A 25,883-nucleotide genomic window follows, 5' to 3' on the forward strand; every position below is an offset into this window, starting at 1 on the left:
CTTTTGAACCGGGTGGGCTAGCTTACTGCACACGTTCCCAGGTTTGGGTACGGTAGAAGAAACCGAGGTAACCGCGCACTTTTAGGGTATTGTCACCTTCCGGCCAGAGCTTGCAGTCATATACTTTGCCTGTGACCGGATCCATAATTTCCCCGCCCTCGTATTTGTCCCCTTTCTTCACCATGCCGGTGATGACATCCATACCAACGAGCGGTTTGCCTTTCAGGTCACCGGGGCACTTCTCGCAGACGGTGTCGTTGGGTCTCAGCAGTAGCTGGTCGATCTTTCCGTAATATTTGCCGTTTTTTTCATAGATTTCGACCATGGATTTTGACTGTCCGGTTTCATCGTCGACGGTGCGCCACTTGCCTACAATATCCGCGGCACTGGCCTGCAGGGCGAACATCAGGCCGAAAGCGGCCAGGAGCAGGTTTCTGATCATCGGTAGGTGTTCCTCTATTAGGGGGTGACCCAGATCTTACAATAAGTCACCCTCGGCGACAGGGAGTTTATCGCCTTCGGCAAAATTCACCGTATTTATCGGTTTTTTGTTTAATTCCTGTACCAACTTTACTTTGCCGCTTTATGAGGAGCAACTGAGAGGAATACGCTTACCTGTTTCCGGTGGCTCGGCAGCCCAGGCCTCGTGTTCCGGGTGTTCCTCAAATGGCGATTGCAATAATTGGCGCAAGGTACGCAGAGGATAATAATCCCCTTGCCCGGCAGCCTCGATGACCTTCTGTGCCAAATAGTTACGCAGAATATATTTGGGGTTTACCGCCAGCATGGTGCGATCGCGGATACAGGAATCACTGTTTTCTCTCGCCAGGCGACGATCGTAGTGTTTCAGCCATTGTTCCAGCGCACTATGCTGGGCGTCTGCAACACATGCGCGCAGACCTGTTGCTGGCCGCTCTCCTCGGTAGTGGGCCAGGGCACGAAAAAAACGTGCGTAGTCCGCCTCTCCCAGTTGCAGTATTTGCAATAGGTCTGCACAGAGTGCCTGGTCGCCATCCTCCTCAGCGGTGAGTCCCAGTTTGGCACGCATACGCGTGGCATAGGCGTGGGAGACCTGGGGTTGGAATTGCTCCAGACAATCGCGCAGCACTTCCACACTGACAAAGGCTGAGAGAGCGTGGGCCAGGGCGTTTAGGTTCCACAATACCACACCCGGTTGCTGCTCGAATGCGTAGCGGCCGGTGTGATCCGAGTGATTGCAGATAAAAGTGGGATCGTAATCGTCGAGAAAGGCGTAGGGGCCATAGTCAAAGGTGTCGCCGATAATCGACATATTGTCGGTATTGAGTACTCCGTGGGCGAACCCCTCCGCTTGCCAGCCCGCCGCTAGTTCCGCGCTGCGTCTGGTTGTGAAACGCAGCAAGGCTTCTGCCTGTTCGCCAACAGAACGTCCTTGGGTATCCGGCACAAAACGCTGGCAGATCTCGGCGACCAGCTGCTGCAGGGCTTGCAGCTGCTTGGTATAGAAAAGGTACTCGAAGTGGCCGAAGCGTACATGACTTTCGGCTACACGGATCAACATAGCGCCACTTTCAATTTGTTCGCGAGTTACCGGCTCATCACTGCCGACAATACACAATGCGCGAGTACTGCGTATACCCAGGCCATTGAGTGCCTCGCCCGCGAGGTATTCTCGAATGGTGGAGCGCAGTACTGCACGCCCATCACCAAAACGTGAGTAGGGCGTTTTGCCGGCCCCCTTCAGGTGCAGCTCCCAGCGCCGTCCGGCACTGTCGATTTCCCCCAAAAGAAGTGCGCGACCATCGCCCAGGTCCGGGTTGTAGACGCCGAACTGGTGTCCGGTGTACTTCATTGCGAAAGGGCGGCTGCCTTGAAAGAGTTTGGCGCCACTGCCCAGCTTTGCCCAGGCGGGGTTTGTCACTTCATCGCTGTCTATACCCAGTAGCTGCATAACCTCCGGATTAGTGTCGATAAGATGGGGGTGCTTAAAAGGCGTGGGGTCGACGAGGGTACCAAAGGCATCGCCTAGATTGGCGTAATGGTGGCTGAGGGTAACTTCGTTGAGCTTCATAATACTTGGCTTTTAGAAATAAAAGTTGGTGCTTTTGTGGACGCTGTGCTCCTGTAGTGCGAGCGGCTTAAACTGCCAGCAAGCGTAGCGGACACGTCTGGGACTGCCAGTGCAGCTCCTCCTGGTAGAGCAACTCTTCGATGGCAGGGTTACTATCCAGCCATTCCCGCTCAATCTGCAGGCGATAGGCATCACCCTGGTCAGCCAGGTTGATGCCCCGCAGGGTGCGCTCGGTGCGGTCGCGATGAATGATACATCCAAGGCGCAGGCACAGTAGCAGGTCGGGGCTGGGGTGGAAGCCGTAATGTTCTTTGGGGTGTTTGATGCGCCCACGTTGGTTACGAACAAGGTAGGACAAATATTCCTGCTCCCCTCTGGAGAATCCCGCCAGGTCGGCATGTTTGATCATAAAGGCTCCGAGCTTGCGGAAGCTGCTGTGAGTGAGCGCCAGGCCCACTTCGTGCAGTTGAATGGCCCAGCGCAACCGCTGGCGACCTTCCGGCGGGTATTCTGGGCGCAATTGCTGCAGTAGCTTGAGGGCGGTATCACTGACACGGCGGGCTTGGTTGGTATCTATTTGCCAGCGCTGCATAACAGCCGTCACAGTATCTGCGCGCCTGTCGCCGCCATGCAGTCGCCCGGCCAGGTCGTGCACTATGCCCTCGCGAATGGCGTAGGGGGAGACTTCCATGCGTTGTATATCCAACTCGCAGAAAATCGCGTGCAGTATGGCTAGGCCGGCGGCAAAAACCGGGAGGCGCTTCTCATGGAGATTGGGCAGGTTCAGGTCGGCGATATGCTCAGCGCCTGCGACCTCCTGCGCCAGCCGATCAATATCCTCGCGCTTGATATCCTTCGCCTCACTGCCGTTCAGTACGCGTGCAACCGCCTTGATGGAGCCGGAGCAGCCCACTACTTCCGCCTCGGCAGCCATATGCTGGAGCCCCTGCAATTCCGCCCGCGCTGCACGCTGGGCCCGTTTGAAATGATTGACGGAGTGTCTGCTGATAATACCGTCGGCAAAATAGCGTTTACTGTAGGAAACACAACCCATATATTGGCTCTGTAATCGCTCCGGGGTTTCACAGCCACGCACTATTTCGGTGGAGCCGCCGCCGATATCGATGATACAGCGCAGCCGCGGCGCGCCGCCGGCGGCTGCCATTACCCCGGAGTAAATCAGGCGCGCTTCCTCAATGCCGCTGATAATTTCTACCGGTACGCCGAGGATGGACTCCGCTTCCTCCAGAAAACCATCCGCATTGGCCGCGGCGGTACGGAGGGTATTGGTGCCCACCACGCGGATATGATCTTTTGGCAACTTTGCGAGTACCGGCTGGAAGCGGTTGAGCGCTGCCAGTGCCCGTTCGGAAATAGCCGGGTCCAGGTTGCGCTCCGCGTCCAGGCCTTCCGCAAGGCGTACCATAGCATGGTCGGTATGCAGGCGCACCATGCGCTGGCCACGAAATTCTGCTAGCAGCAAGTGAAAACTGTTGGAACCCAGATCGAGCGCCGCGTAGCGCTCAGTTTGTGTTTGCATCGACATCCCGATACCCACGTTAATTGTGACGGCAAACTGCTCTACTATTAACTGTATAACCTTGTGTCCAAATAGATTGCTGCAATCTGGCGGAACTTGGTTCCTGGTATTGGCCAACAAGCGCGTAAATCTTTGTCTGAGTTGTATCGCACCAACACTACCTAAGGATACATGGTACCAGTGGCGGATTTTGACACGCGCTAGTCAGGCCTTTTTCCTGTCTCCTATATTGGGGAGCTTCGCCGGCAGAGGAATCTATGTTGCGATTGCCCATGTTTAACGATATGCCCTTATACCCCAAAGAATTGAGCTGGCTGTCGTTTAACGAGCGGGTTTTACAGGAAGTGGAAGATGAAACTGTCCCCATCATTGAGCGGATGCGATTTCTGGGAATTTTCTCTAATAACCTCGATGAATTTTTCCGTGTTCGTGTGGCCGATGTGCGGCGGCTGGCTGCTTTTGCGAGGGGGGAGCAGCAAAAAAAGGATTTTGCCAAATTACTCAGTCAGATAAACGAGCGAGTGCTGCGTTTGCAGAGGCGTTACGCGCGTGCCTATGCCAAAGTATTGAAGGACCTCGATAAACACAATATCCATGTGGTGAGGGAATCCAGGTTAAGCGTGCGTCAGCGTAGTTTTGTAGAGGACTACTTTCACCGTGAGGTATTGCCAGAACTGGAGCCTTTTTTTATTGATGATCGCGAAACCATGCCGTTGCTGAATGAGGCGAGTATTTATTTCGCTATTTTCCTGCGTCTCAAAAATGGTACTCAACGCTATGCGGCCATGGAGATTCCCACCAATACACTCCCACGCTTTGTGGTAATTCCGCCCCGTGAGGGCAAGCGGGAGAAAGTGTATATTGTTCTCGATAATATTATCCGTGCCTGTTTGGTGGAGGTGTTTCGCCAGGTATTACAGATCCATTCGGCGCAAGCGTATATGTTCAAAATCAGCCGTGATGCGGAGCTGGAGTTGGGTGAGCAGATTACGCAAAATTTGGTGGATCGCATGGAGAAGTCCCTGAAGCGGCGTAAGCGCGCTGACCCGGTACGCCTCGCCTACGATGCAGAGATGCCGCAAGTGCTCCTGAACATTGTAAAGAAAAAACTGAAGATGGGGCGCTACGATACCTACACACCTGGTGGCCGCTACCATAACTCCAAAGACCTTATGAAATTTCCGGCAGATTCGGCACGCTATACCTATAAACCCCTAGTACCGCTTTCCACACTACCCAGTAATGGTGGTGCCTTTGCTCAAATTCGCAGTGCTGATCGCCTATTTTACTACCCTTATCACGACTTCCGCGTAATTACTAATTTACTCGCCTCTGCAGCGATTGATTCCCAGGTGCGTGAAATTCGCATCAACCTCTATCGGGTGGCCAAAAATTCCCGTGTGGTGGCAGCCTTGATCAATGCAGTGCGCAACAACAAAAAAGTTGTCGCCGTGGTAGAACTTCGTGCACGCTTCGATGAGTTAGCCAATATCCATTGGTCGAAGGAGCTTTCTGATGCTGGAGTGCAGGTAATTTACGGTGTGCCTAGATTAAAGGTCCACTGTAAATTAATATCCATTATTCGTCGGGAAGAGGGAAAGGACCGGTTTTACAGTCACCTTGGTACCGGCAACTTTAACGAGAATACTGCGAAAATATATTGTGATTTCAGCCTGCTCACCAACAATCAGGAGTTGGGACTGGACGTTTACAATGTTTTTGAATTTATCCAGTTTACACGTAGGCGTCCTGTATTTCAGCATATTGCGGTCTCGCCACTGACCAACCGTGCCGCACTATTGGGTGCAATAGATCGTGAGATTGAGGCTGCAAAACAGGGGCATGACGCTGCGCTATTTTTTAAATGTAACAACCTAGTAGATGGCCAAATGATAAGTCGCCTGTATTGTGCCAGTGCTGCGGGTGTGAAAGTCAGAATTATTGTGCGCAGTATGTGCTCGTTAGTGTGTGAAACTCCAGGGCTGTCCGACAACATTCAGGTTATCAGCCTGGTGGATAAATATCTGGAACATGCACGAGTTTATATCTTTCATAATGCTGGTGAGGAGCTGATGTGGCTGTCGTCGGCGGATCTGATGACGCGCAACCTTGATTACCGGATTGAGGTAACTTTCCCGCTAACTAATAGTGAGCATCGTAGGACTATAAGAAAAATTTTGGAATTCCAATGGAGTGATAATCAGAAAGCGCGAATTATGGATGCGAAGCAGAGTAATAGACGGATTGCAAACAATAGCCTGAGGGGGTGTCGTGCCCAGGATGCAATTTATCGCTACCTGAAGCAGAGCTCTGTTAATTGAGCTCAGGCTTTACAACCAAGAGGCATTGGCTAGGTTGGTATCAATTGTGCATTTACAGGAAAATACTACGTCCGGCTAAGTATTTAGATTTTCAAATAGGTGTATTTCAATGCGGAAGGATTTACCCCTTTACCCAAAAGAGCTGAGTTGGCTGTCTTTCAATGAGCGGGTTTTGCAAGAGGCAGAAGATGAGAATGTGCCGATCATTGACCGGGTACACTTTCTTGGCATTTTTTCCAATAATCTGGATGAGTTCTTTCGTGTTCATGTAGGAGAAGTGCGCAGACTTACTGCTTTTGCTACCGGTACTGATCAAAAAAAACACTTTTCAAAGCTGCTTGGGCAGATTAATCGACGGATTACTCACCTCCAAAGACGTTATACCACTGCTTATTTACAGGTGTTAAAGACCCTTGATCGGCATAATATTCATATTGTTCCGGAAACAAGTCTGAATCAGCAGCAGTATGCTTTTATAAATGATTATTTCCATAGTAGGGTTTTGCCTGAGTTGGAGCCCTTCTTTATCGATGGCAGAAATCCAATGCCATTACTTAGCGATAAGAAAATATACTTTGTCATTGATTTGAAGCTAAATGGCGAGCCGAGACGATATGCGGTTATGGACGTTCCCACTTCTATTCTTCCCCGCTTCATAGAGATCCCTGCGAGAAAAGATAAGAAGGAAAAGGTCTATATAGTTCTGGATAATATTATCCGTGCCTTTCTGATAGATATATTTAGAAATTTATTGCCTATAACTTCGGCGCAGGCTTATATGTTTAAAATAGGCAGGGATGCGGAAATTAAATTAAATGAGCAGGTTTCTCAGAGCGTTCTTAACCGAGTTGAACGATCATTGAAGCAAAGAAAGCGTGCAGATCCGGTAAGGCTAGTCTATGATTCGGAAATGCCAAAACCTCTATTGGAGCTGCTAAAAAGAAAGTTAAAAATGGGGCGTTATGATACTTATACACCCGGCGGGCGCTACCATAATTCCAAGGATTTCATGAGCTTTGCTAGAAATTCAAAAAAGTACCAATATAAAAAAATGACGCCACTACCTGCAGTGCCAGTCAATGAAAGTATTTTTAGTCAGTTGCAAAAAGGTGGTAGGCTGTTCTACTACCCATACCACGATTTTAGAGCTACCACGAACTTTCTTGCTTCTGCCGCGATTGATCCACAAGTAAAGGAGATACGTATAACTTTGTATCGGATTGCGAAGAATTCCAGGGTTATTACCGCACTTATCAATGCCGTAAGAAATAATAAAAAAGTAATTGCGATAGTTGAGTTGAGGGCCAGGTTTAGTGAGAAGGCCAATATTCATTGGGCTCATAAGCTGAGTGAAGCCGGGGTGCAAGTGGTATATGGGGTTCCGGAGATGGAAGTACACGCGAAGTTAATTTCCGTTGTTCGGCGGGAGCAGGGAAAAAACAAATTTTATACGGAACTCGGAACGGGAAATTTCAATGAGATGACAGCGCGTATTTATTGTGATTTTAGCTACTTGATAGGAGATCAGAATATAGGGCGAGACATATATAATTTATTTGAATTTATGCGCTTTCCCAATGTACGTAAAAGTTACAAGCATATTATTGCTTCTCCCTTCTCGTTTCGTCGTGTGCTTGAAGCTTCTATTGAGCGAGAAATTGAAGCGGCTCGTGCTGGACGAGAGGCAAGCTTGTTTTTTAAATGTAATGGTCTGGTAGATAGTGAAGTTATTGCACAACTTTATAGAGCTAGTGCGGCTGGAGTTAAAATTAAGCTAATAATACGGGGTGAATGTTCTTTGGTTTGTGAAACACCGGGTTTATCTGACAATATTCAGACTATAAGTTTGGTGGATAAGTTTCTGGAACATTCGAGAGTGTATATTTTCCACAATGGTGGTGAGGAAGTAATATGGATTTCCTCTGCAAATCTGAAGAAACGCTGCCTGGACGAGCGGGTTGAGGTAACATTGCCTGTTGTTGATTTGGAGCATCGCAAGCTCATCAGGAAAATTATGGACCTGCAGTGGAATGATAACCAGAAAGCGCGGGTGCTGGATGTGAAACAGACGAATACCCGATTGGCAAACCGGGGAGGGAGAGATTGTCGTGCTCAGGATGCCATTTATCGCTACCTGAAAGAGCTTCCGCAGCAGTAACTGGGATTTATTTTCGGCTAAATCCTACTAGTTTTCCCCGGCTAAAAGAGAATCGATAGCGCTGTCCTACCCGAAGCCACTCGTAGCATGGGGATTGAATAATCATGCGCGGGTACTGAGGTGTGACTACCCAGGTATCGAAGTCATTTCCCGGTCCACGACCAATTAACAAGTAGTAGTTGCCTTTTTTGCAAAAGGCACGTGGGGCGCATTGCTCACTGCCCCACACATAGGCTTCCACGTCAAATTGTGCTGGTAGGTCGGTTTTCTCATGGAAAGGTTGGGGTGCATCGCCGGTAAAGATATAGAGCTCGTTAAAGGCAATAGGTCTAAAGCCCCTGGCGGGAGTGGCACAACTTACAACTTGGGGTTTACCGGTAATACGAGCATGGGGAGGGGGCGCCTTTTTTTTGCCAGCGATCGTCATCTCACTGGGAAGATAACCGCAGCCACTGGCTAATAATAGAGCCAGGACCACGAGAGTTACAACCCGTGCAAATAAGCGCACTTATCACCTGTTTGAATAGTGAAGACCTTCTACCAATATAGCTATAGATTGCTTGCTTATTTTTTCTGTGTGACGACTGATCCTCGACGGCGGAAACGCCACCTACGTCGATAAGGGAAGGCACTTTCCACATGTCCCGCGCGGATGCGGTCTTGCAACCGTTTCCAATAGTGGTAGTCGTACAAATCACTGTGCTGTTTTTCAAAGGCTGCACGGGCGGTGGGATTGCCAGAGAAGAAGAGGCGAAACTCTTCAGGGAAAACATCTGCCTCATCCACTGTGTACCAGGGCTTGTCGGCAAGCTCCTGCTCTGCGGTCTGCGCTTCGGGAATCTTGCGGAATTTGCACTCGGTCAGTGGGCAGAGTTCATCGTAGTCGTAGAAAACCACTCGACCGTGACGGGTTACCCCGAAATTTTTCAACAGCATATCCCCCGGGAAGATATTTGCAGCCGCCAGTTGTTTAATGGCGTTACCGTACTCTTCCATGGCCTCACGGGTCTCCGCTTCATTGGCATTCTGTAAGTAGAGGTTAAGTGGCTCCATACGCCGTTCAACGTAGAGGTGTTTGATGATTACCCATTTATCATCAATCAGCAGTTTGGAGGGGGCAAGCTCTTGTAATTCCTGAAGTAGCTCATCGCTAAATCGATTGCGGTAAAAGATAAAATTAGTGTATTCCTGGGTATCCGCCATACGCCCCACACGGTCGGAGCGGGAAACAAACTTGTATTTTTCCCGTACGATTTTTTCCGTAACGGTTTTTGGGCGATCAAAACGATCCTTGATCACTTTGAATACCACTGGATAGGAGGGCAGTGTGAATACACTCATCACCATCCCTTTAATCCCCGGAGCGATAACGAACTTATCGTTGCTCACTTTCATATGAGCGAGGATATGGCGATAGAATTCCGTCTTACCGTGTTTATGGAAGCCGATGGAGTTGTAGAGTTCCGACTTTTCCTTTAATGGCATTATGGTGGAAAGGAAGCGTACAAATCGGGAAGGTATGGGGGCGTCCACCATGAAGTAGGAGCGGGTAAAACTGAAAATAATACTGGCGGAATCATTGCTGTGTAGCAAGGTATCCACAAAGATACTACCGCGGCCATTGTTCAGGCAAGGCAGAATAATAGGGACTACCTCGCCATGAAAAATCATACGCCCCACCAGATAGGCGGCCTTGTTGCGATAGAACACTGACTCCAGCATATCCACTCGCAGGTGCTTTTCATTTTCCAATTCTGTCAGGGGAGCTCCACGCAGCGCCGTGCAGATATTGTGTATATCGCGCTGGATGTTTTCCCAGGGCGCTGAAAAACTGAAATCCTTGAGGATATCCTCGATCATATACTCAAGCCCATCGCGCCCGCTATAGCTGATGTAAATGCTGTAGTCCCGCAGTGGTTTATCGTCCGGTGGGCGGGAGGGCTTTACAAAAATATTGCTGTCGTGAATATTGGCGTGCTGAAACTGGCTACAAAAAACCGAGTTAAAGAATGTCTCAGCAATTTCATAATTGCTGTGGCTGGCAATTAATTGGGCGTAGGTGGCACGGGCATCCCGCCAGAGTTCCAATTGACTGGTGTCCTTGCTGGTAACGGAATGCACCAGTTTGAGAACCTGATTAACCTTGGTTTTATATAGGTCGATCCGCTCTTTATTGGCGTGATGCACTGCCTGCCAGGAGGCGGTTTCAAAGCGCGCCTTGGCGCCCAGAGTAATGTTCTGATAGTCTGCAAAATACGCATCAAAACCATTCAGGATGGTCTTCGCGATGCGGCGAGCGGTCGGTGAGTGATTGGTCATGCACTAGACTTTGTTACTGAGTTACAGGTTTAGTTTTCGGCAGTAAAAGTATGTTGTGACGGCTTGCAAATCCAAACCGAGCCGTGTCTCACAGCTGTTGCGGTGCTTGCCGGTCTCCCCACAGCAGGAAATAAGCGGATAGTAGCACGGCACGCCGGAGTACCAGTTGAACGATTGGATCAGTAGTTTTGTCTTTTTCTTTGCTGTAATCGATCCGGTGGGAACTCTTCCGGTTTTCATTGCAGTGACTTCCCGCCATGCAGAGTGGCAAAAGCGTAAGATTGCCTGGATCGCGGTACTGGTAGCCGCCGGCATACTGCTGTTCTTTCTGATGGCAGGACAGTATCTACTGGAGGCTATTGGAGTGCCCCTATCTGCATTCCAGGTTGCTGGAGGTGTAGTGCTGTTCTTGTTCGCCCTTACCATGATCTTTGGTGAGAGCAAGCCCGAGCGGGAGATAGAAATTGTGCGAGATGGGCATGAGACCGCTATATTCCCCTTGGCAGTGCCATCTATTGCTTCCCCTGGGGCCATGCTTGCTGCAGTAGTACTCACCGACAATCATCGCTTTGACCTGCTTCATCAATTTACCACTGCTTCGGCCATGCTGGCGGTACTGGCTGTTGTGATCGCTTTACTACTGACGGCCAATTGGATTTACCGCTTTATCGGCGATGCTGGTGCTAGCATTGTCAGTCGGGTGATGGGGCTTATCCTTGCTTCAGTAGCTACCACGAGTGTGCTGGTGGGAATCCAGCAGTTCTTCTCCATTTAATGTTCTCTGTTTCTTAGCTGGCCCTCGATAACTGTATCCTAGGGTAACTGGGTACGTATTTGGCCTACAAACTCATCTGCAATATTTCTGAGCTGGACCAGCCAGCTTCGAACCGGAATGAATTGATGTATGTCGGAGGGCACTTTGAGTGTATGAGAGCAAGAACTGGCGATTGTCGCGATTCTCTTGGTATTTGGCGCTCTTTCCTGGTATATCTGCACCCTGGCTGCCGGTGTCGGGGCCATGTTGCTCATCCCCTTGGTTGGATTCCTGATAGGTTCGCACTGTCACCGTCGGTAGTTTGATCGCCGCCCCCTTTAGGACTTTTTTGATCTTACGTCAAATGGGATGTGATTCGCTGGGTTATGTGTGGCAGTATTCTGGGGACTGGGCTCGGAGCTTATGTCTACCCTCAAATGCATCCAGTATGGATTCAATTCTTTGTTAGCATCTTTCTTATGTCCAGCATATTTCCAATATCGGCTGGGCAAAAAGAAATACTCTTTCCCCATACGGCTTCACTGCTTCTTTCCATTGGGGTTGGTTGCCGCTTTTTTATCTGGGATCATCGGTGCAATTGGGTCTATTAAGAATCCGTTTTTCCTGAACTATGTCATCGATAAGGAAAACCTGATTACCACCAAGGCCTTGAATACGTTGGTTTTGCCGGGTACGAAAATAGCGGAGTTATTGTCAATTCTGGTATTCAATAAGTCTGATCAAGCAGCGCTCCGGTCAGTTGTTGGTACCTCCTATCCATCTTTGAATTTCACCTCGGTGATGACCGTAGCGAGGTAGTCAAAGCCATGGAGTTTTCTCCATTTTCCTTCTGCGCATAATCAACTTAGTTTTAGTTTCTTGTAGCCTTTTCTCGTTGTGTCTATGTCTATGTCTATGCCTATGCCTATGTCTATGTCTATGTAGTATCAGGCTGTGCTCCATTGGGGAGAGCATTTTTACAGTTTCAACCCAATGCCATCCGTTGATCCAGTAATTAAAATTTTTTTGACATTTATAATCAGCCAGTTTTGTTGAAAACAGTAGTGTCCTTAAGGTGTTTGGAGACTACTAGGTACTACTGGGTCGAAAGAAAAGAATACACTGTACTCGAGACGCGCTGTGAATACATCCTTGTAAGCTCGTAATCGGCATCCATGCCTCATTCGGTCCCGAGCGCAGTGTATTCTTTCCTTCCCTCTTTTTAGTAACTGATCTTCTACTGTGGCAAGCCAGGGAAAATTCGTGGCCACCATCGCGAGCGAAACCCTCGACTTTGGCGATGGTTGCGTGGGCGAGAGCGCTGATACGCTCCAAAGTCGTTTGCAAGTACAATAGTTGGGCCTCCTCGTGGAAGGCTGCTTCTGATGACATATCTTTGAGTGAGCTGGTATCTGCATGGGCGATAAAAATATCGGGCTTGGCAGACTGGAATACCACCACCTTGATTTCACGATCTCGCTCGAACTTTTGCGCCAACATGTTTAGATCCCCCATCATCAACAAACCCTGAATATTCACTGGCGGGTAGTCAAAGGTAATGGTCAGAACCCCGTCATCTTTTACGGTATTGAAGGTTGTGTAGCCTTGATATTCCATCGCAATATCCTTGCGTGGTTTAGCTATTGGTGTTGAGCTCAGAAACTAAGGTCGTCCAGGAATGTCAGGTATTACCGTTGAATGGCCGCAGACAGGCAATATCTTCTAGGTGGGTTTGATAACCCCAAGCTAGTGGCGAAACCCCAAAGTGATCAGGAGTCTCAGCTGCCTACACCAGTAGGCGTGTTCACAGGCTCGATAACTACTGGTTTGGAAGGGAGTTTGTATTCATGGCTGGGCAGGCTGATGGATCTGGGTACAAGTTTCCTATTTCTAGTGAAAAGAAGGCCGACATAGCTCGGCGTCAGAGCTTGTTATTTACTGGACGTGATGAAGACTTTATAAAAGTGAGAACTTTTCTGCCACGCGCCTCGAGTATGAAGAAAAGAATAATAAGTAAGCGATGTACTCGCCCTTGGTTTTCTAGAAAGATTAAATGGAACTATAGTACAGTTATTGCCTCAATTTTTCTCTGTATTATTAGCACTTCGATTTCGTTGAAAGCCCCGGCCTGGGCCCACGCACCCCTTGAAGTTTCAGGTAATGAGGCGGGGGGAAAACTCACCGGACTTTATGAGATCTGGCATGACAAAAGTGGGGACAGTGTCCTTGCCGATGCGCAACAAGTGTACACAAACGGAGGTTTTCACCCGCTGGAGAGCGCGGGGTCTACAGGACTACGCCCCGGGGCATTTTGGTCACACTTTACTTTGCGTAATAATGAAAGTCAGTCGGTTAAGTTACATATTGAGTATGTAGACCACCAGTTAGTCGGCTTGCAAGCCTTTGCTCGGGAATTTGCCAGTAGTAAGCCCTATCGACAAGTAGGCAATCTTTCTATCTACTCCCCATTTAAAAGCCGGCAGATTGAGCATAATCGATTTGTTTTTGAAATAATCGTGCCGGCACTTTCTACCCAGGAGTTAATGGTGAAATTTGACTCAGGTGAATTGGGAGTGGTTTTCCCCAGTATGCGAATTTGGAAACCAGAGACCCTGCAGCGAAATAGCAAGGGAGAAATCAGTGTACTCGCTTTTCTCTTTGGCGGTTACTTTCTGATGGCAATCTTTGCCTTTGTTGGCGCTATCACTGTTAAGGAGAAAATCCTCTATTTTTATTCCCTCTACTGTGCCAGCAAGATTTTCGTGTGGGGCACTGTACTTGGTTATACTCACCAATATTTGATGACCGATCACTTTCACTGGAGTTACGCTTCTCTTAGTAGCGCAGTAGCTATCCTGACTGGACTTATATTCGCGCGCACTTTTCTCGATACTCGCTGTTATACCCCAAAACTCGACTATTTACTGCAGCTGATGATGGTCAATGGAGGCTTCCTACTCCTATGCGCACTGCTGGAATTGAAGGCGCTCTCACAGGTTTCCATGATCATTGCGCTACTGAGTTACCCTCTGATTGTGCCGATTGCGCTGGTTCGCTGGCGGCAGGGTGATAATGCTGCTGCAGTATTTGCTCTAGGTTGGACCACCTTGGTGTTAGGACTTTTATTGCAGGCCATGCGCGATTTGGGTTACGTGGTGCATAGCCCGCTGAATTATTATTGGCCACCGCTTGCGTCATATGTAGAAATGCTTGCGATTATGGTGGCGGTAGGGCTGATGGTTAAGCGCTTGCGTCTACAAAAGGATCGGGCGGAAAAAAAGTATCTACAACAGCTCGAAGTCTCTAAAGTAGATTTAGAGCACCTGGTACAGTTGCGCACACGTGAATTGGAAGCCGCCAAAGCTCGGGCTGAACATGAGGCGCGTACAGACCCCCTCACTGGCATATACAACCGACGTAGTTTTTTCGAGGAATCCAGGCCGCTAATAAAGCTAGCTCTGCGCAAGCATATCCCACTGGGTGTGTTGATGTTGGATATTGATCACTTCAAATCCATCAATGATATTTACGGGCACAGTATTGGCGATCAGGCACTCCGCGCTACAGCGAGGGTTATTGCCCAACATGTGCGGGATATGGATGTCTTTGGCCGTATCGGAGGGGAGGAGTTTGCGCTTCTGGTTAGTGCCGATGAGCTTGGCGCAATCACTATTGCGAAACGGGTGCATGGGGACATCGCCAAGATCATTATCAACTCCTCTCAGGGACCTGTGCAGTTTACTGCGAGTATTGGCGTGGCTTGCCTGCAGGGGGAAAGTGATATTCTGGAGTTGCTACAGCGTGCTGATAGTGCACTCTACATGGCGAAAAGATCCGGGCGTAACCGTGTCATTGAATACTCTGCGGAGGGCGTTGGCGCCTGAATTATCGTATAAATGTGACCGCATTAAGCACCTTGAGACGCATACTCTCAGGCAGGGGCACCAACCCCAGGTTGCCCGCCTCAGCCTGGGATTTCCTACTCAGCATAAACACCAGCATCTGTCGCAGCGCCTGGGCTTTGTCATCTTCCTGATCTGAATAAAGGAGTAGCCAGGATAAGCTGGTAATTGGGTATGCATCTTCCCCCTTGGGGTCCCAAACCCAAGCGATCAGGTTGGGAGCACCACTTATTGGGAGTTTGGTATTGGGAAACGCCACTTCAGCCAAAGCCGCTTTGCCACTCGCTGCATTGGCTTCAATGTAGTTACCCGCATGATTTTGCAAAATAGCAACTGGTAAATTGACGATTTCCGCAAAACCATGTTCCACGTAGCCGATGGAGCCACGCAGCTTTCTTACTTTGGCCGCCACACCTTGGTTACCTGGGGCTCGCTTGAAGCTGGGTAGCTTTGGCCAGTTAGGAGTCCTGTCTAGCCCAATCGTATTGCGGAAAGCTTCGTCGATACTGCTCAAGTGACCGGTAAAAATATAAGAAGTCCCTGAGCTCTCAGAGCGTGTTACCACACTGATTTCCGTGCGGGGTAGCTTTAGGTCGGGATTGGCTGCGGCAATAATGGGATCATCCCAGTAGCGGATTTTTCCCATGAAAATACCCGTATAGGCTTCCCTGGAGAGCTTTAACTTATCTATTTCCGGTAAGTTATATATCAGCACCACTTCTCCGGCAGTGACAGGAAGCACCACGGCGCCTTGTTGCAGACGTTCTAATTCATCAATATCAATTGCAGCATCAGAAGCGGCAAAATCTACCGTATGCCCAAGAAAATCCCGGATGCCATCGCCACTGTTGCTCATCTCGTAAAAAATAAAGATATTGTTTTCCCGGTGAGTGAACTGACGAAACCATTCCACGTAGATAGGGTAGGGAAAACTGGCACCACTGCCACGCAGGGTTATGGGGTTTTCTGGTACTTGGGCCTGAGAATAAACGGCTATAAACAGACTCAAACCGGCAGCAGGTAAAGCCGCGGCAAGGCACCATAAAACAGCGGCACACCTCGACAGCATGGAAAACCTCAACTAAAGGGCCGCCAGCATCTCGAACAGATCGCTGATAGCGAGCCGGGTAAAATTTGGCTTCAAATCCAATTTTAGCAGGGTGACCCGCGGACATAAGATGCTGCCTACAACATGAGGGGCGGTTTCAAGGCCATTAATAGTGCCAATCTGGGCCTCATTTACTGAACGAAATCCACGGCACCGAGCACTTTTTGGCGAATATTTTCAGGCAGGGGTACCAGTCCCAGCTGTCCTGCCCTGGCCTGGGAGTTACTGTGCAGGATAAATGACAACATTTCACGAAGCGCCTGGGCCTTTTTGTTCTCCTGCTCTGCGTACAGAAGTAGCCAGGAAAAGCTGGTAATAGGGTAGGCATTACCCGCCTTGGGGTCCCAAATCCAGGCGATCAGGTTGGGTGCATTACTGCCTGGTAGATTTTCGTCAGGAAATTCAACTTCAGCCAGTGCCGCTGCTCCACTCTGTACATCGGCTTTGACAAAGTTACCAGCGTGGTTTTCCAATAATGCTTCTGGCAGGTTTGTAACTTCGGCAAAGCAGTGGTCTATGTAACCAATGGCCCCCGGAATTTTTCTCACCTTTGCTGCTACACCCTGGCTTCCAGCGGCACGCACGAAACCGGGTTGCCTGGGCCAATTAGGAGCTTGGCTCATTCCGATGCTCTCACGAAAATCATCATTAATGCTGCTTAAATGTCCGGACAAAAGATAAGAGGCGCCAGAGTTTTCAGTATGGGTCACTACGGTTATTCGGGTGCTAGGCAGTTTTTTCTCTGGATTGCTGGCGGTAATACTGGGATGGTTCCAGGTTTGGATTTTTCCCATAAAAATGGCTGCATAGGCCTCCCTGGATAGCTTCAACGTTTCAATACCTGGTAAATTGAATATCAGAACCAATTGAATAGCGGTGACAGGTAATACCACTGCACCACCTTTTAGTCCCTCGAGTTTTTCTGTCTCAATAGCGATATCGGAAGCTGCAAAATCAACGGTATTTCCAAGAAAATCCCTGATGCCATCCGTACTCGCACTCAAGCCATAGTGTACAAAGATATCATTATCCTGATGGGTAAACTGGCGAAACCAATCAACATATACAGGGTGAGGAAAACGGGCACCACTGCCGCGGAGATTAATGGTGGAGTCTGGAGTTTGTGCCTTGATGTGCGTGGTAGATACAAGGAAGCCGGTGACAACGGCGATCATTAAGGTAATGCTAAGACGTAAAGCAGCGGTGTACATGGATAGCATGGCTAACCTCGACTGTATCACCGCAGATAGCCTGTAAGACATCAGACGGTAAGCCGGTTAAAAATTAGCTTCAAATGAATTTTAGCAAGACAGCCGTTATCTGTATCAAGAATTGAATTTAGCTACCAACCGCTCCACCATCGTTCCTGTAAATAGCTAATACGGATGGGCGAGGAGGTAATTGAGGGTCATTGTCTGGCCAGCGGTGCAGAGGGTTATCGTATGTCGAGTTTCGTGATTCTGCGGGATGCTGTACCGATACAAACAGGGTTGTGCCATCGGGAGTAAATTCTGGGCCGCATGCTTCCGCACCTCGTGGGCAACCAAAGAAATGTTTTGGCGCCGCGCGCAACGGCCCTTCCGTCGCCATCGCCCAGAGTCCATCATGGAAACCAAATCTCTCGCAACCATCAGTGGCAATCCACATATTGCCTCTGTGGTCGAAAGTGACATTATCGGGGTTGGCGAACCAACCGTAGATGGAGATGTTGTCGCTTGATTGCTGACCATAGGCGCCTCTCTCTTCTGGGTGTTCCGCATTTGGGTTTCCGCCCAGTAGGAATTGCTGCCACTGAAAGTTATCACTGGTGTGGTCGCGATTTCCATAGGTTCCCGGCGGCACAATTTCCAACACATGCCCCATGATATTTTTAGCGCGGGGATTGGCGGCGTCTATCTCACTTTTTTGGCGTTTTTTATTTTTGGTCAGCATGACATAGGTGCAGTCATTGTGTGGGTTGGTCTCCACGTCTTCCGGGCGATCCATGGGGGTAGCGCCGAGTAAGGCGGCGGCGCGGCGTGCGTCGATTAGTACATCCGCTTGGTTATGAAAGCCATTTTCTTCGGTAAGGGGCTCCTGGCCGTGAACCAATGGTAGCCAATGCCCTGTGCCGTCTTCGTCAAACCTGGCGGCATAGAGGGTGCCCTCGATCAAAAGCTCCCTGTTGACCCGGTGATCTTCCGGTTTGTAAATTCCTTTGGAGACAAAGCGATAGACAAACTGATGTTCGTCGTCATCGCCACCATAGGCGACCACTGCTTTTCCGGGCTTACATACTAAAGTGAACCCTTCATGCTCAAATCGGCCAAGAGCAGTGAGTTTGCGGGGCCTGGATTTTGGATCATAGGGGTCGTATTCCAGCATCCAACCAAAGCGATTGGGTTCGTTAGGTTCCACCTGGATATCGAAACGTCGATCATAGTTACCAAGATTGCGGTTTGTTGCCCTAATTCCAAAGGTGCGATGATTGCGCGCTTCCCGTGGATCATCCAAATGCTGTGGATCTCCCTGGAAAGCACTGCCAAATCCCTCTTCAGCGATCAATACCGTGCCCCAAGGGGTTTTGCCACCGGCACAATTTCCTACAGTGCCCAGGACTTGGGTACCGCTGGGATCGGCTGTGGTTTGCAGGCGTTCATTTCCCGCTGCCGGACCAGTGATATCCATTGCGGTGCTCATAGTTATTCGGCGATTGTAGGGGCTCCCCAGTAAGGTGCGCCATCCATCTGGGCCCCTTTCAACTTCAACCACGGAGTGGCCACAGGCAGCTTGCTCTATCGCTACATGTTGGGCACTGACCCCACGGGTGGCACTGTATTTGTCGTTGTAGCCAGAAAACATCAGATGAGGCTGGGTATATTCGTGATTAACACACAATAAACCACGAGAACTGTTACCACTCCGTATATGGAGATCCCCACGATCAGGCTGAATATCTGCCGCCAGGGGCATAAAGGCGATAAAGTCATTGTTATACCCGAAGCGCTGGCGCTGGTCTGCAGCATCCAGCTTCTCCGGGTGAAAGGGGTTATTTGTCTCCTGAATAGGGTCGCCCCAGCGTAGGAGGATGTCGGCGCTGTAATGTTCGGGCAGATGGTGCTGAAAATCCAGGCAGTGGGGGATCTCTGTAAAAGTGAGATTACCCTTTACCATATTCTCTTCCGAAGTACAGCCGGGTAAAATTTTACCGGCCGCGCCAGCGGCTGTAACAGTACCCAGGGTTTTCAGTAGGCTTCGTCGTGCTGGGTTGATTAGTTGATCGCTCATGTTCTGTTCCAATTAGGGCGCTTGCAAAGCCAAGATACTTTTTCGCCCGATGAATTTTGGGATAATTTTTGGCACCAATTTGTTTCCAGTTCAGTACACTAATATCTATTGACGTTGATATTCACAATCTATTTTTAAAAATTGACGACAGTTTAAGAAAAACATTGCGCTAGAGTTACGTTCACTAATTAGTCTGCGCCGCATTCATTACACCACAGACAAAATGGGAGTTTGGACTTTACAGAATATAAGACCATCGGGATTGGAGTGCTCGGCAAATCCATTACGGTACTGACTGCAGTTACTAAAAAGAGGAAAAAAAAGAATACACTGCGCTCAGGGCCGTATGAGGCATGAATGCCGATTACGAGCTTACAGGGATGTATTCACAGCGCGTCTCGAGTGCAGTGTATTCTTTCCTTCTGACCCAGTAGTATTATGAGTGCAAACACAAGCGCACAGCATCAAGAATTCCAAGCGATGTAGACAGTCACGGTTACTGCCCAGGCCAGCAACGCGTACAGAGACCTTGATCGGTAACGGGATGCTAATAAACTGATTCTAGTGAACACTTCTGATGCCATTGATGAGCTTCCAGATGTCAATGTCATTGAAGTTTTACAGAGAATGCCCGATGTATTCATTGCCCGCGATTAGCACAGGGCGCTTTTTTGTGTGCGCGGAATTGATTCTAACTGGGATGCCGCGACGATTAATGGTGTAAGCCTGTCAGTTCCAGAACCCGATAGCCGTGCCATGGCCCTGAATCTTGTTCCCACCGACCTGCTCGCCACTTTCACTTTAGAGGTTTTTAAAACTCTGACTCTGGATATGTATTCAGACTCTACTGGCAGAGCTATTGAAATTGAAAGCCTCAGTTCACACGATTACGATGGCAGTCATTATAAATTCAGTGTCGAAAACAATTGCTGTGAGCTGTAGGAAAAGAACAGCTCGATGCTTCCCACGAGCATAACAGCTGTCTTTGATCTCAGTGGTGAACGGCACTTAGTAGAAGATCGACTGGTAGTACAGGAAATGCTGTCCGTGATCTTTAGTTGAGTACACGATGTTGATCGATCGGGTATTTGTATGTAGTGGGATACGCCCATGCAGAAGAGTCAGAACCTCACAGATGCGATACGGATTTTGTTCTGGAATCCTTGCGTCTTGGTTATTTGGAAACGGATAAAAATCCGCGTATGGCTATGGATGTTGGAGATGTGAAAACTTTTATTGCCCCATCCAATGATCAATTGAATGAGCTGGTTATTGAAGATAACTATACCGTGGATGAGGAGTAGAACTTACGGTTTGATTCCAGTTGGGGCATCCAGTGGGGGAGAATCCTTCAACCGTGCAGTTTGGTTTGCATGAGCGTCGGTGTGAGAAGAGTGATAAATTAATTGTTACGATATATAGCGATCTTGTCCTCAAAAGTATTGACTGGGTGCTGGAAGTTTTTATACCAGGCATCAGTAGCGATTACCGGAATACTTTTATTAATAACAATATTTCATATTTTGAAGTGAATGAAACCGAAACCATATTATTCTCTGCCAGTGACTACAATATGTGGGAATAAATTAGTGCCCTTAATATTATCGGCGCAAATGAGCAGGGAAAAAATCTGATTCAAGAATTTGTGCAATGTTTCCGATTTTATAGAGGTGCTCTTAAATAGTAATTTTGAGTACGGCCTCAGATCCCCAATTCTGCACGTAATTCCGCCATCTTCTGTGCGTTCTCTTCCTTAGAGAGTGGCGTGCCGAGTTTTTCTTCCAGCTTCAATTGCTCCGGGGCTGCGAGCTTTTCTCCTTCCAGCACACGTGTGCAGAGCTTGCGATAATGTTCTGCAAAGACCGGGTAGGCGATGGATTCCGGGTTGTTGGCGAGGAAGAACCAATTGGATTCCCGCCCGGCATGGTACACCGCTGGATGGCTCCACTTGTGATTGGTCTTGGGGCTGGGTGCATTGCAGGCTTCGCGGTAGGCGGCACGGGCTTCCGGAAGGCCGTTCTCCCCGGCGGCGCAGAGCTGCAACATCTTGTGTACTGTGGGTAGATATTCGCTCTGCAGGATAGCCCGCTTGGCGCCCTGCATTATATCCTGTGCGGCAAAAGAGAGCAGGGCTTCCAGCCACAGTCTCTTGGCGTGGTGCAGAGTTTCAGTATCGGGAAAGGCGGCACTGAACTGATTGTGGTAATTCAGTTTGAATAGCGCAAATACTTCGTTGATCGCGCGCTTCTTCTCGTTTAGCTGTTTCTGGCTTTGCTCACTACCAGTTTGTGTCTGTGAGTATGTCGCCGATGGATCGGTCGCGGGTACGCTGGTTTGCGCTGTTGTTGGAGTCTTGCGGATTGCCATAAGAGTTTCCTATTGCCAATTTGTTGCGCTCCGCCCATTGGTGGCGAGCGTGACGCACAAACACGGCGTCCCAGCTTTTACGCGCGGCGTTCTGGCCGCGCCAGTAGATGATAAATTCCGCTACCAGTGATAGAGCAAAGTCCCGCTCAATTTCGCACTGGTTAACCAGATGACTTAGGCAGTCTCCGCCGGGTTGCCAGTTGCGTGGAATTGGCTTCGCCACCGGGTTTTTTTCGATGCCCTGGCAATAGTAGGCCCACTCTTCACGGGCATATTCAATAAACAGCTCTCCCCAGCGCGCGCTGTGACCACCGCGTTCGGTCCATTTATAGATAAATTCCGGCAGTAGCTCTGCGGCAAAGCGCGGATTGATTGCCAGTCGCTGTAGCTGCTCCCAGGTGTGTTCGCTGGGCTGCCAGTCTCGGGTCATGGCGGTGGGCTTGCGCTTCTCGATAAAGGGAGTTTCCTGCTTCTCCCAGTCTTCCATAATCCAGTCATTGAATTCCAGGTCCCAGGAAATGGATTGCTTGCCGCTGGAGTGGTGGTAGTCCAGGAAGCGCTGCAACCCACGGCCGACAAATGTACTGGGCACACCTTCATCGGCCAGCTTGCGCAGAGTGTCGTCATTTGGTTGCCAGCTTTCAGGCAGGGCTTGCTTACGCTGGGCGGTGGCGCGAAAAGCTTCCCATTTGCTTTTTACCTGACGCAGGAAAAGGGAGCCAAAGGAGTGTCGCGGCTCCGCGCGCTCGCGCCAGTAAGTTACAAACTCCGGCAATTGTTCCCGCACAAAGTGCTCGGGGATGCCCAGCTGGCTGATACGCGCCATGGTCTCGCTATCTGGCTGCCATCCTGGTGCGATGGTGTTAGCGCTGCGGTTAGGCGGCATCTGAGGCTGGGCAGGTGGTCTAGCTATAGGGTGTTTGTACTCGCCTGGCAGAGCGAATTTCAGGAGTTCGCTGCTGCCGAAGGGAGCTGCACCCAGCAATAGAGCGCCCTGGTTGCGCAGGCTGGTGGCTACTCGCTGGATATCTGCCGCCTGCCAGAAGGGCAGCAACAGGTATAGCTGTTCACCTTCGGCGGTGTGCCAGTCTCGCCCACCGTAGGACTCCAAGGGCAGAAAGGGCGTCAAGTCGCCGAGCGCTGTGAGTAATACCGCTTCCTCCAGACCAACGGTTGCGGCCAGAGTCGGCGAGATGCTCAGGGGTCTTTCAGGGAGCAGGGGGTGTTTCATGGCGCGATAATAACATTCCGGTGAAAGGCTTGCCCGGCCTTTACGCGGGGATTCGGCACGCCAGTCCAGCCGCTAAGCTGAAAATTGGCGAACCGGCAATGTCAGAGCAAGGATTGCTGGCACAATCTATTGCCTTGCCCCCACGGTAAGGTTGTAACTTTGTCGCCAGAAACGGTATCGCGGGAGAGCATCATGACGAAAGAGGAACCATCAGTGCGAACAGTATTCCGCCTGAGTGGTGTTAACTGTGCTGGCTGTGTGAACAAAATCGAGAGCGCTGTGCGGCAAGTGCCGGGGGTAAATGACGCCCGTGTAAATCTCGCGGATAAAACCCTGGCAGTGCATGGTGGGGCCGGAGCCCAGGCCTGTATAGAGGCTGTGCGTAGGGCGGGTTATGGCGCTGAGGTGGCACAGAGTAGCGAGCGTGAACAGCGTGCGGAGCAGCGGGCACAAGATAGGCGTCACTATGAGCAGTTACTTTGGCGATCCGCTTTTGCCCTGGGTGTTGGTGTACCGCTAATGATCTGGGGGCTGATCACCAACAGGATGTCAGTGAATGCTTTCGTTGACCAGATAATCTGGGGCGTGATGGGGCTGATTACCTTGGCTGTACTGGTTTTCTGTGGTGGTCACTTTTTTAGCGGTGCCTGGAAGGCCCTGCGCCATCACAGCGCGACCATGGACACCCTGGTGGCACTTGGCACAGGCACGGCCTGGCTCTACTCAATATCGGTTGTCCTGGTTCCTCATTTGTTACCTGAATCGGCGCGCCATGTGTACTTCGAGGCCAGCGCAATGATTATCGGCTTGATCAGCCTCGGGCAAGCACTGGAAGTGCGTGCCCGAGGGCGCACCAGTGCCGCGGTGGAAAAGCTGCTGGAGCTACAGGATACCTCGGCGCGAGTTCTACAGGATGGCAAAGAAGTGGATCTGCCTATTGAGCAAGTGCAGGTAGGAGATCAATTGCGCGTGCGCCCCGGTGAAAAAATTCCGGTGGATGGGCAGGTACTGGAAGGCAGCAGCCTCGTGGATGAATCCATGCTCACCGGCGAACCGGTCCCGGTGAAAAAAGGTGAGGGGAACAATCTAGCTGCGGGTACTTTAAATAAAAATGGCAGTCTGCTGTTTCGTGCGGAAAAGGTTGGTGCCGATACACGCCTCGCGCAAATTATTGAGATGGTCAAAAATGCTCAGGGTTCTCGCGTGCCTATCGCGCGCCTGGCCGATAAAATCTCTGCGATCTTTGTGCCGGTGGTGATGATTATCGCCATATTGGCGGCGCTGGCTTGGTTCAATGTGGGCCCTGCCCCCCGTGCAGCCCACATGTTGGTGGTGCTTACCTCGGTACTGATTATTGCCTGCCCCTGCGCCTTGGGCCTGGCCACGCCCATGTCGGTGATGGTGGGTGTGGGCAAGGGGGCCGAGTACGGTGTACTAGTGCGCAATGGAAAAGCCCTGCAGCAGTCCTGCAATCTGGATGTACTGGTTGTGGATAAAACTGGCACCCTCACAGAAGGTTCGCCCCGCCTTACAAATATCGACTGTGATGGCGATAGTGAGGAATTGCTGCAATTACTCGCGAGCCTGGAGCAGGGATCGGAGCACCCATTGGCTGAGGCCATAGTGAGTGCAGCCCATGAAAAAAAGCTGAAATTGCAAGCGCCGAGTGACTTTGAAGCCATCACCGCCCATGGTGTGACTGGAACAATTAGCGGCAGGAAAGTTCTGCTTGGTAATTCCAAATTAATGCAACGGGGGCGCATTCCACTGGGTTCCTGGCAGGCACGTGCCGATAAACTGGCAGAAGCCGGACACACCGTGATGTATGGTGCTATAGATGGAGAGTTAAAGGGCATTATTGCCGTTGCCGATCCTATCCGCGATGATGCGGGAGCAGCGATTGAACGCCTGCGTAAATTGGGGTTACGCATCGAAATGCTCACCGGTGATAACAGAGCTAGCGCTGAGGCAGTGGCCAAGCGGCTGGAAATCGACAAAGTACACGCGGAACTTTTACCGGAAGATAAGGAACGTATTGTCACGGAGCTACAAAATGGTGGTGAGCGTGTGGGAATGGTGGGTGATGGCATTAACGATGCGCCCGCCCTGGCCCGGGCTGATGTGGGGTTCGCTATAGGAGCCGGTACAGATGTTGCGATTGAAAGCGCCGACATCACTCTTATGCGATCCTCCCTCAATGGCGTTGCCAATGCAGTGGAGCTGTCACGCGCAACCCTGCGTAATATCAAGCAGAACCTGTTTGGTGCCTTTATCTATAACACCTGCGGTATCCCAATTGCCGCAGGGATTTTATATCCAATTACCGGTTTGCTATTGAGCCCAATTGTGGCAGGTGGTGCCATGGCTCTCTCTTCCCTTACCGTGGTGAGTAATGCTAATCGTCTTCGCTTGTTCAAGCCTTCGGAGCTGCGCTGATGGGAGTGATATTGGTAAATTTAATCGGTGTACTTTTAATGATTGCCATAGTCTGGTGGTTCTGGCTGGGCCCTGCGCGCGGCGCCAGCAAAGCGGTTTCCGCAGAGGATAAATTACAGATTTTGGTAAAGGATGGAGTCTATGAGCCAGACTACATTCGTTTGCCTGCAGGCCGTGCCACAACGCTGCATTTTCTCAGGGAGGACCCCAGCCCTTGTTCTGAATGGGTGCTATTTCCAGACCTCGAAATCAGTGCAGAGCTGGCCCTACATCAGGATACCAAGGTAACTATACCGGCAGCTAAACCGGGGGAATACCCGTTTTCCTGTCAAATGCAGATGTATCGCGGAATTTTGATTTTGGAGTGACCAGGTATTTGGCTGCATAGAAATAACTGGATAATGACCTGGTCAATTAGGTAAATGTAATA

General features: G+C 50.0%; 21 protein-coding genes. 10 read left to right on the forward strand and 11 right to left on the reverse strand.

Annotation, left to right across the window (positions count from 1 at the left end; all coding sequences use genetic code 11):
• Nucleotides 1-22: 22 nt before the first annotated feature.
• From ACCI49_RS11450 to ACCI49_RS11460, 3 genes are all read right to left on the reverse strand, one after another.
• Complete coding sequence (locus tag ACCI49_RS11450) at nucleotides 23-442, reverse strand: DUF2147 domain-containing protein (RefSeq protein WP_371839099.1); 420 nt, start codon at nucleotides 440-442, stop codon at nucleotides 23-25.
• Between the two features lie 141 nt (nucleotides 443-583).
• Nucleotides 584-2,050, reverse strand: coding sequence for a protein adenylyltransferase SelO (locus ACCI49_RS11455; RefSeq protein WP_371839100.1), 1,467 nt, complete (start codon nucleotides 2,048-2,050; stop codon nucleotides 584-586).
• Nucleotides 2,051-2,117: 67 nt separating this feature from the next.
• Nucleotides 2,118-3,590 carry a Ppx/GppA phosphatase family protein gene (locus ACCI49_RS11460; protein WP_371839101.1) on the reverse strand — a complete coding sequence of 491 codons (1,473 nt, stop codon included), beginning with the start codon at nucleotides 3,588-3,590 and terminating at the stop codon, nucleotides 2,118-2,120.
• A 257-nt stretch (nucleotides 3,591-3,847) separates the two neighbouring features.
• Here ACCI49_RS11460 and ppk1 (ACCI49_RS11465) point away from each other — a divergent pair, with 257 nt between their 5' ends.
• Nucleotides 3,848-5,911, forward strand: coding sequence for a polyphosphate kinase 1 (gene ppk1 / locus ACCI49_RS11465; protein ID WP_371839102.1), 2,064 nt, complete (start codon nucleotides 3,848-3,850; stop codon nucleotides 5,909-5,911).
• Nucleotides 5,912-6,020: 109 nt separating this feature from the next.
• Complete coding sequence (ppk1, locus tag ACCI49_RS11470) at nucleotides 6,021-8,069, forward strand: polyphosphate kinase 1 (protein ID WP_371839103.1); 2,049 nt, start codon at nucleotides 6,021-6,023, stop codon at nucleotides 8,067-8,069.
• A 7-nt stretch (nucleotides 8,070-8,076) separates the two neighbouring features.
• Here the strand turns inward: ppk1 (ACCI49_RS11470) and ACCI49_RS11475 are convergent, their stop codons facing one another.
• Entirely contained in the window at nucleotides 8,077-8,577 is a 501-nt protein-coding gene (locus ACCI49_RS11475; protein WP_371839104.1) for a hypothetical protein, read from the reverse strand.
• 56 nt (nucleotides 8,578-8,633) lie between these two features.
• Entirely contained in the window at nucleotides 8,634-10,388 is a 1,755-nt protein-coding gene (gene aceK, locus ACCI49_RS11480) for a bifunctional isocitrate dehydrogenase kinase/phosphatase (protein ID WP_371839105.1), read from the reverse strand.
• A gap of 166 nt (nucleotides 10,389-10,554) precedes the next feature.
• Here aceK and ACCI49_RS11485 point away from each other — a divergent pair, with 166 nt between their 5' ends.
• On the forward strand, nucleotides 10,555-11,163 hold the full coding sequence (locus tag ACCI49_RS11485; RefSeq protein ID WP_371839106.1) for a MarC family protein: 609 nt from the start codon (nucleotides 10,555-10,557) through the stop codon (nucleotides 11,161-11,163).
• A gap of 369 nt (nucleotides 11,164-11,532) precedes the next feature.
• Nucleotides 11,533-11,961, forward strand: coding sequence for a hypothetical protein (locus ACCI49_RS11490; RefSeq protein WP_371839139.1), 429 nt, complete (start codon nucleotides 11,533-11,535; stop codon nucleotides 11,959-11,961).
• 270 nt (nucleotides 11,962-12,231) lie between these two features.
• On the opposite strand, the gene ACCI49_RS11495 is transcribed toward ACCI49_RS11490, so the two are convergent.
• Complete coding sequence (locus ACCI49_RS11495) at nucleotides 12,232-12,759, reverse strand: enoyl-CoA hydratase/isomerase family protein (protein ID WP_371839107.1); 528 nt, start codon at nucleotides 12,757-12,759, stop codon at nucleotides 12,232-12,234.
• 497 nt (nucleotides 12,760-13,256) lie between these two features.
• Between ACCI49_RS11495 and ACCI49_RS11500 the strand changes: the two genes are divergently transcribed.
• Nucleotides 13,257-15,026 carry a sensor domain-containing diguanylate cyclase gene (locus tag ACCI49_RS11500; protein ID WP_371839108.1) on the forward strand — a complete coding sequence of 590 codons (1,770 nt, stop codon included), beginning with the start codon at nucleotides 13,257-13,259 and terminating at the stop codon, nucleotides 15,024-15,026.
• A gap of 1 nt (nucleotide 15,027) precedes the next feature.
• Here ACCI49_RS11500 and pstS (ACCI49_RS11505) read toward each other — a convergent pair whose 3' ends face one another.
• From pstS (ACCI49_RS11505) to ACCI49_RS11515, 3 genes are all read right to left on the reverse strand, one after another.
• The gene (gene pstS, locus ACCI49_RS11505) at nucleotides 15,028-16,113 is read right to left on the reverse strand and encodes a phosphate ABC transporter substrate-binding protein PstS (RefSeq protein WP_371839109.1); all 1,086 of its coding nucleotides are present in this window, start codon (nucleotides 16,111-16,113) and stop codon (nucleotides 15,028-15,030) included.
• 170 nt (nucleotides 16,114-16,283) lie between these two features.
• Nucleotides 16,284-17,414, reverse strand: coding sequence for a phosphate ABC transporter substrate-binding protein PstS (pstS, locus tag ACCI49_RS11510; protein WP_371839110.1), 1,131 nt, complete (start codon nucleotides 17,412-17,414; stop codon nucleotides 16,284-16,286).
• A gap of 76 nt (nucleotides 17,415-17,490) precedes the next feature.
• Entirely contained in the window at nucleotides 17,491-19,419 is a 1,929-nt protein-coding gene (locus ACCI49_RS11515; RefSeq protein WP_371839111.1) for a PhoX family protein, read from the reverse strand.
• A gap of 675 nt (nucleotides 19,420-20,094) precedes the next feature.
• On the opposite strand from ACCI49_RS11515, the gene ACCI49_RS11520 reads away from it, so the two are divergent.
• The 3 genes from ACCI49_RS11520 (at nucleotide 20,095) to ACCI49_RS11530 (ending at nucleotide 21,004) form a co-directional block, all read left to right on the forward strand.
• Entirely contained in the window at nucleotides 20,095-20,361 is a 267-nt protein-coding gene (locus ACCI49_RS11520; RefSeq protein WP_371839112.1) for a hypothetical protein, read from the forward strand.
• Between the two features lie 155 nt (nucleotides 20,362-20,516).
• Complete coding sequence (locus ACCI49_RS11525; protein WP_371839113.1) at nucleotides 20,517-20,723, forward strand: hypothetical protein; 207 nt, start codon at nucleotides 20,517-20,519, stop codon at nucleotides 20,721-20,723.
• A gap of 53 nt (nucleotides 20,724-20,776) precedes the next feature.
• Complete coding sequence (locus tag ACCI49_RS11530) at nucleotides 20,777-21,004, forward strand: hypothetical protein (RefSeq protein ID WP_371839114.1); 228 nt, start codon at nucleotides 20,777-20,779, stop codon at nucleotides 21,002-21,004.
• Between the two features lie 116 nt (nucleotides 21,005-21,120).
• On the opposite strand, the gene ACCI49_RS11535 is transcribed toward ACCI49_RS11530, so the two are convergent.
• Entirely contained in the window at nucleotides 21,121-21,786 is a 666-nt protein-coding gene (locus ACCI49_RS11535) for a replication protein P (protein WP_371839115.1), read from the reverse strand.
• Nucleotides 21,698-23,017 (reverse strand): DnaT-like ssDNA-binding domain-containing protein, encoded by a 1,320-nt coding sequence (locus tag ACCI49_RS11540; RefSeq protein ID WP_371839116.1) that lies wholly within the window; start codon nucleotides 23,015-23,017, stop codon nucleotides 21,698-21,700. The genes ACCI49_RS11535 and ACCI49_RS11540 overlap by 89 nt, the downstream gene beginning before the upstream one ends.
• 192 nt (nucleotides 23,018-23,209) lie before the next feature.
• On the opposite strand from ACCI49_RS11540, the gene ACCI49_RS11545 reads away from it, so the two are divergent.
• Nucleotides 23,210-25,453 carry a heavy metal translocating P-type ATPase gene (locus tag ACCI49_RS11545; RefSeq protein WP_371839117.1) on the forward strand — a complete coding sequence of 748 codons (2,244 nt, stop codon included), beginning with the start codon at nucleotides 23,210-23,212 and terminating at the stop codon, nucleotides 25,451-25,453.
• The gene (locus tag ACCI49_RS11550; RefSeq protein WP_371839118.1) at nucleotides 25,453-25,821 is read left to right on the forward strand and encodes a cupredoxin domain-containing protein; all 369 of its coding nucleotides are present in this window, start codon (nucleotides 25,453-25,455) and stop codon (nucleotides 25,819-25,821) included. Before ACCI49_RS11545 ends, ACCI49_RS11550 begins: the two co-directional genes overlap by 1 nt.
• Nucleotides 25,822-25,883 lie beyond the last annotated feature (62 nt).

The sequence above is a fragment of the Microbulbifer epialgicus genome (assembly GCF_041447265.1).
Lineage (GTDB): Bacteria > Pseudomonadota > Gammaproteobacteria > Pseudomonadales > Cellvibrionaceae > Microbulbifer > Microbulbifer epialgicus.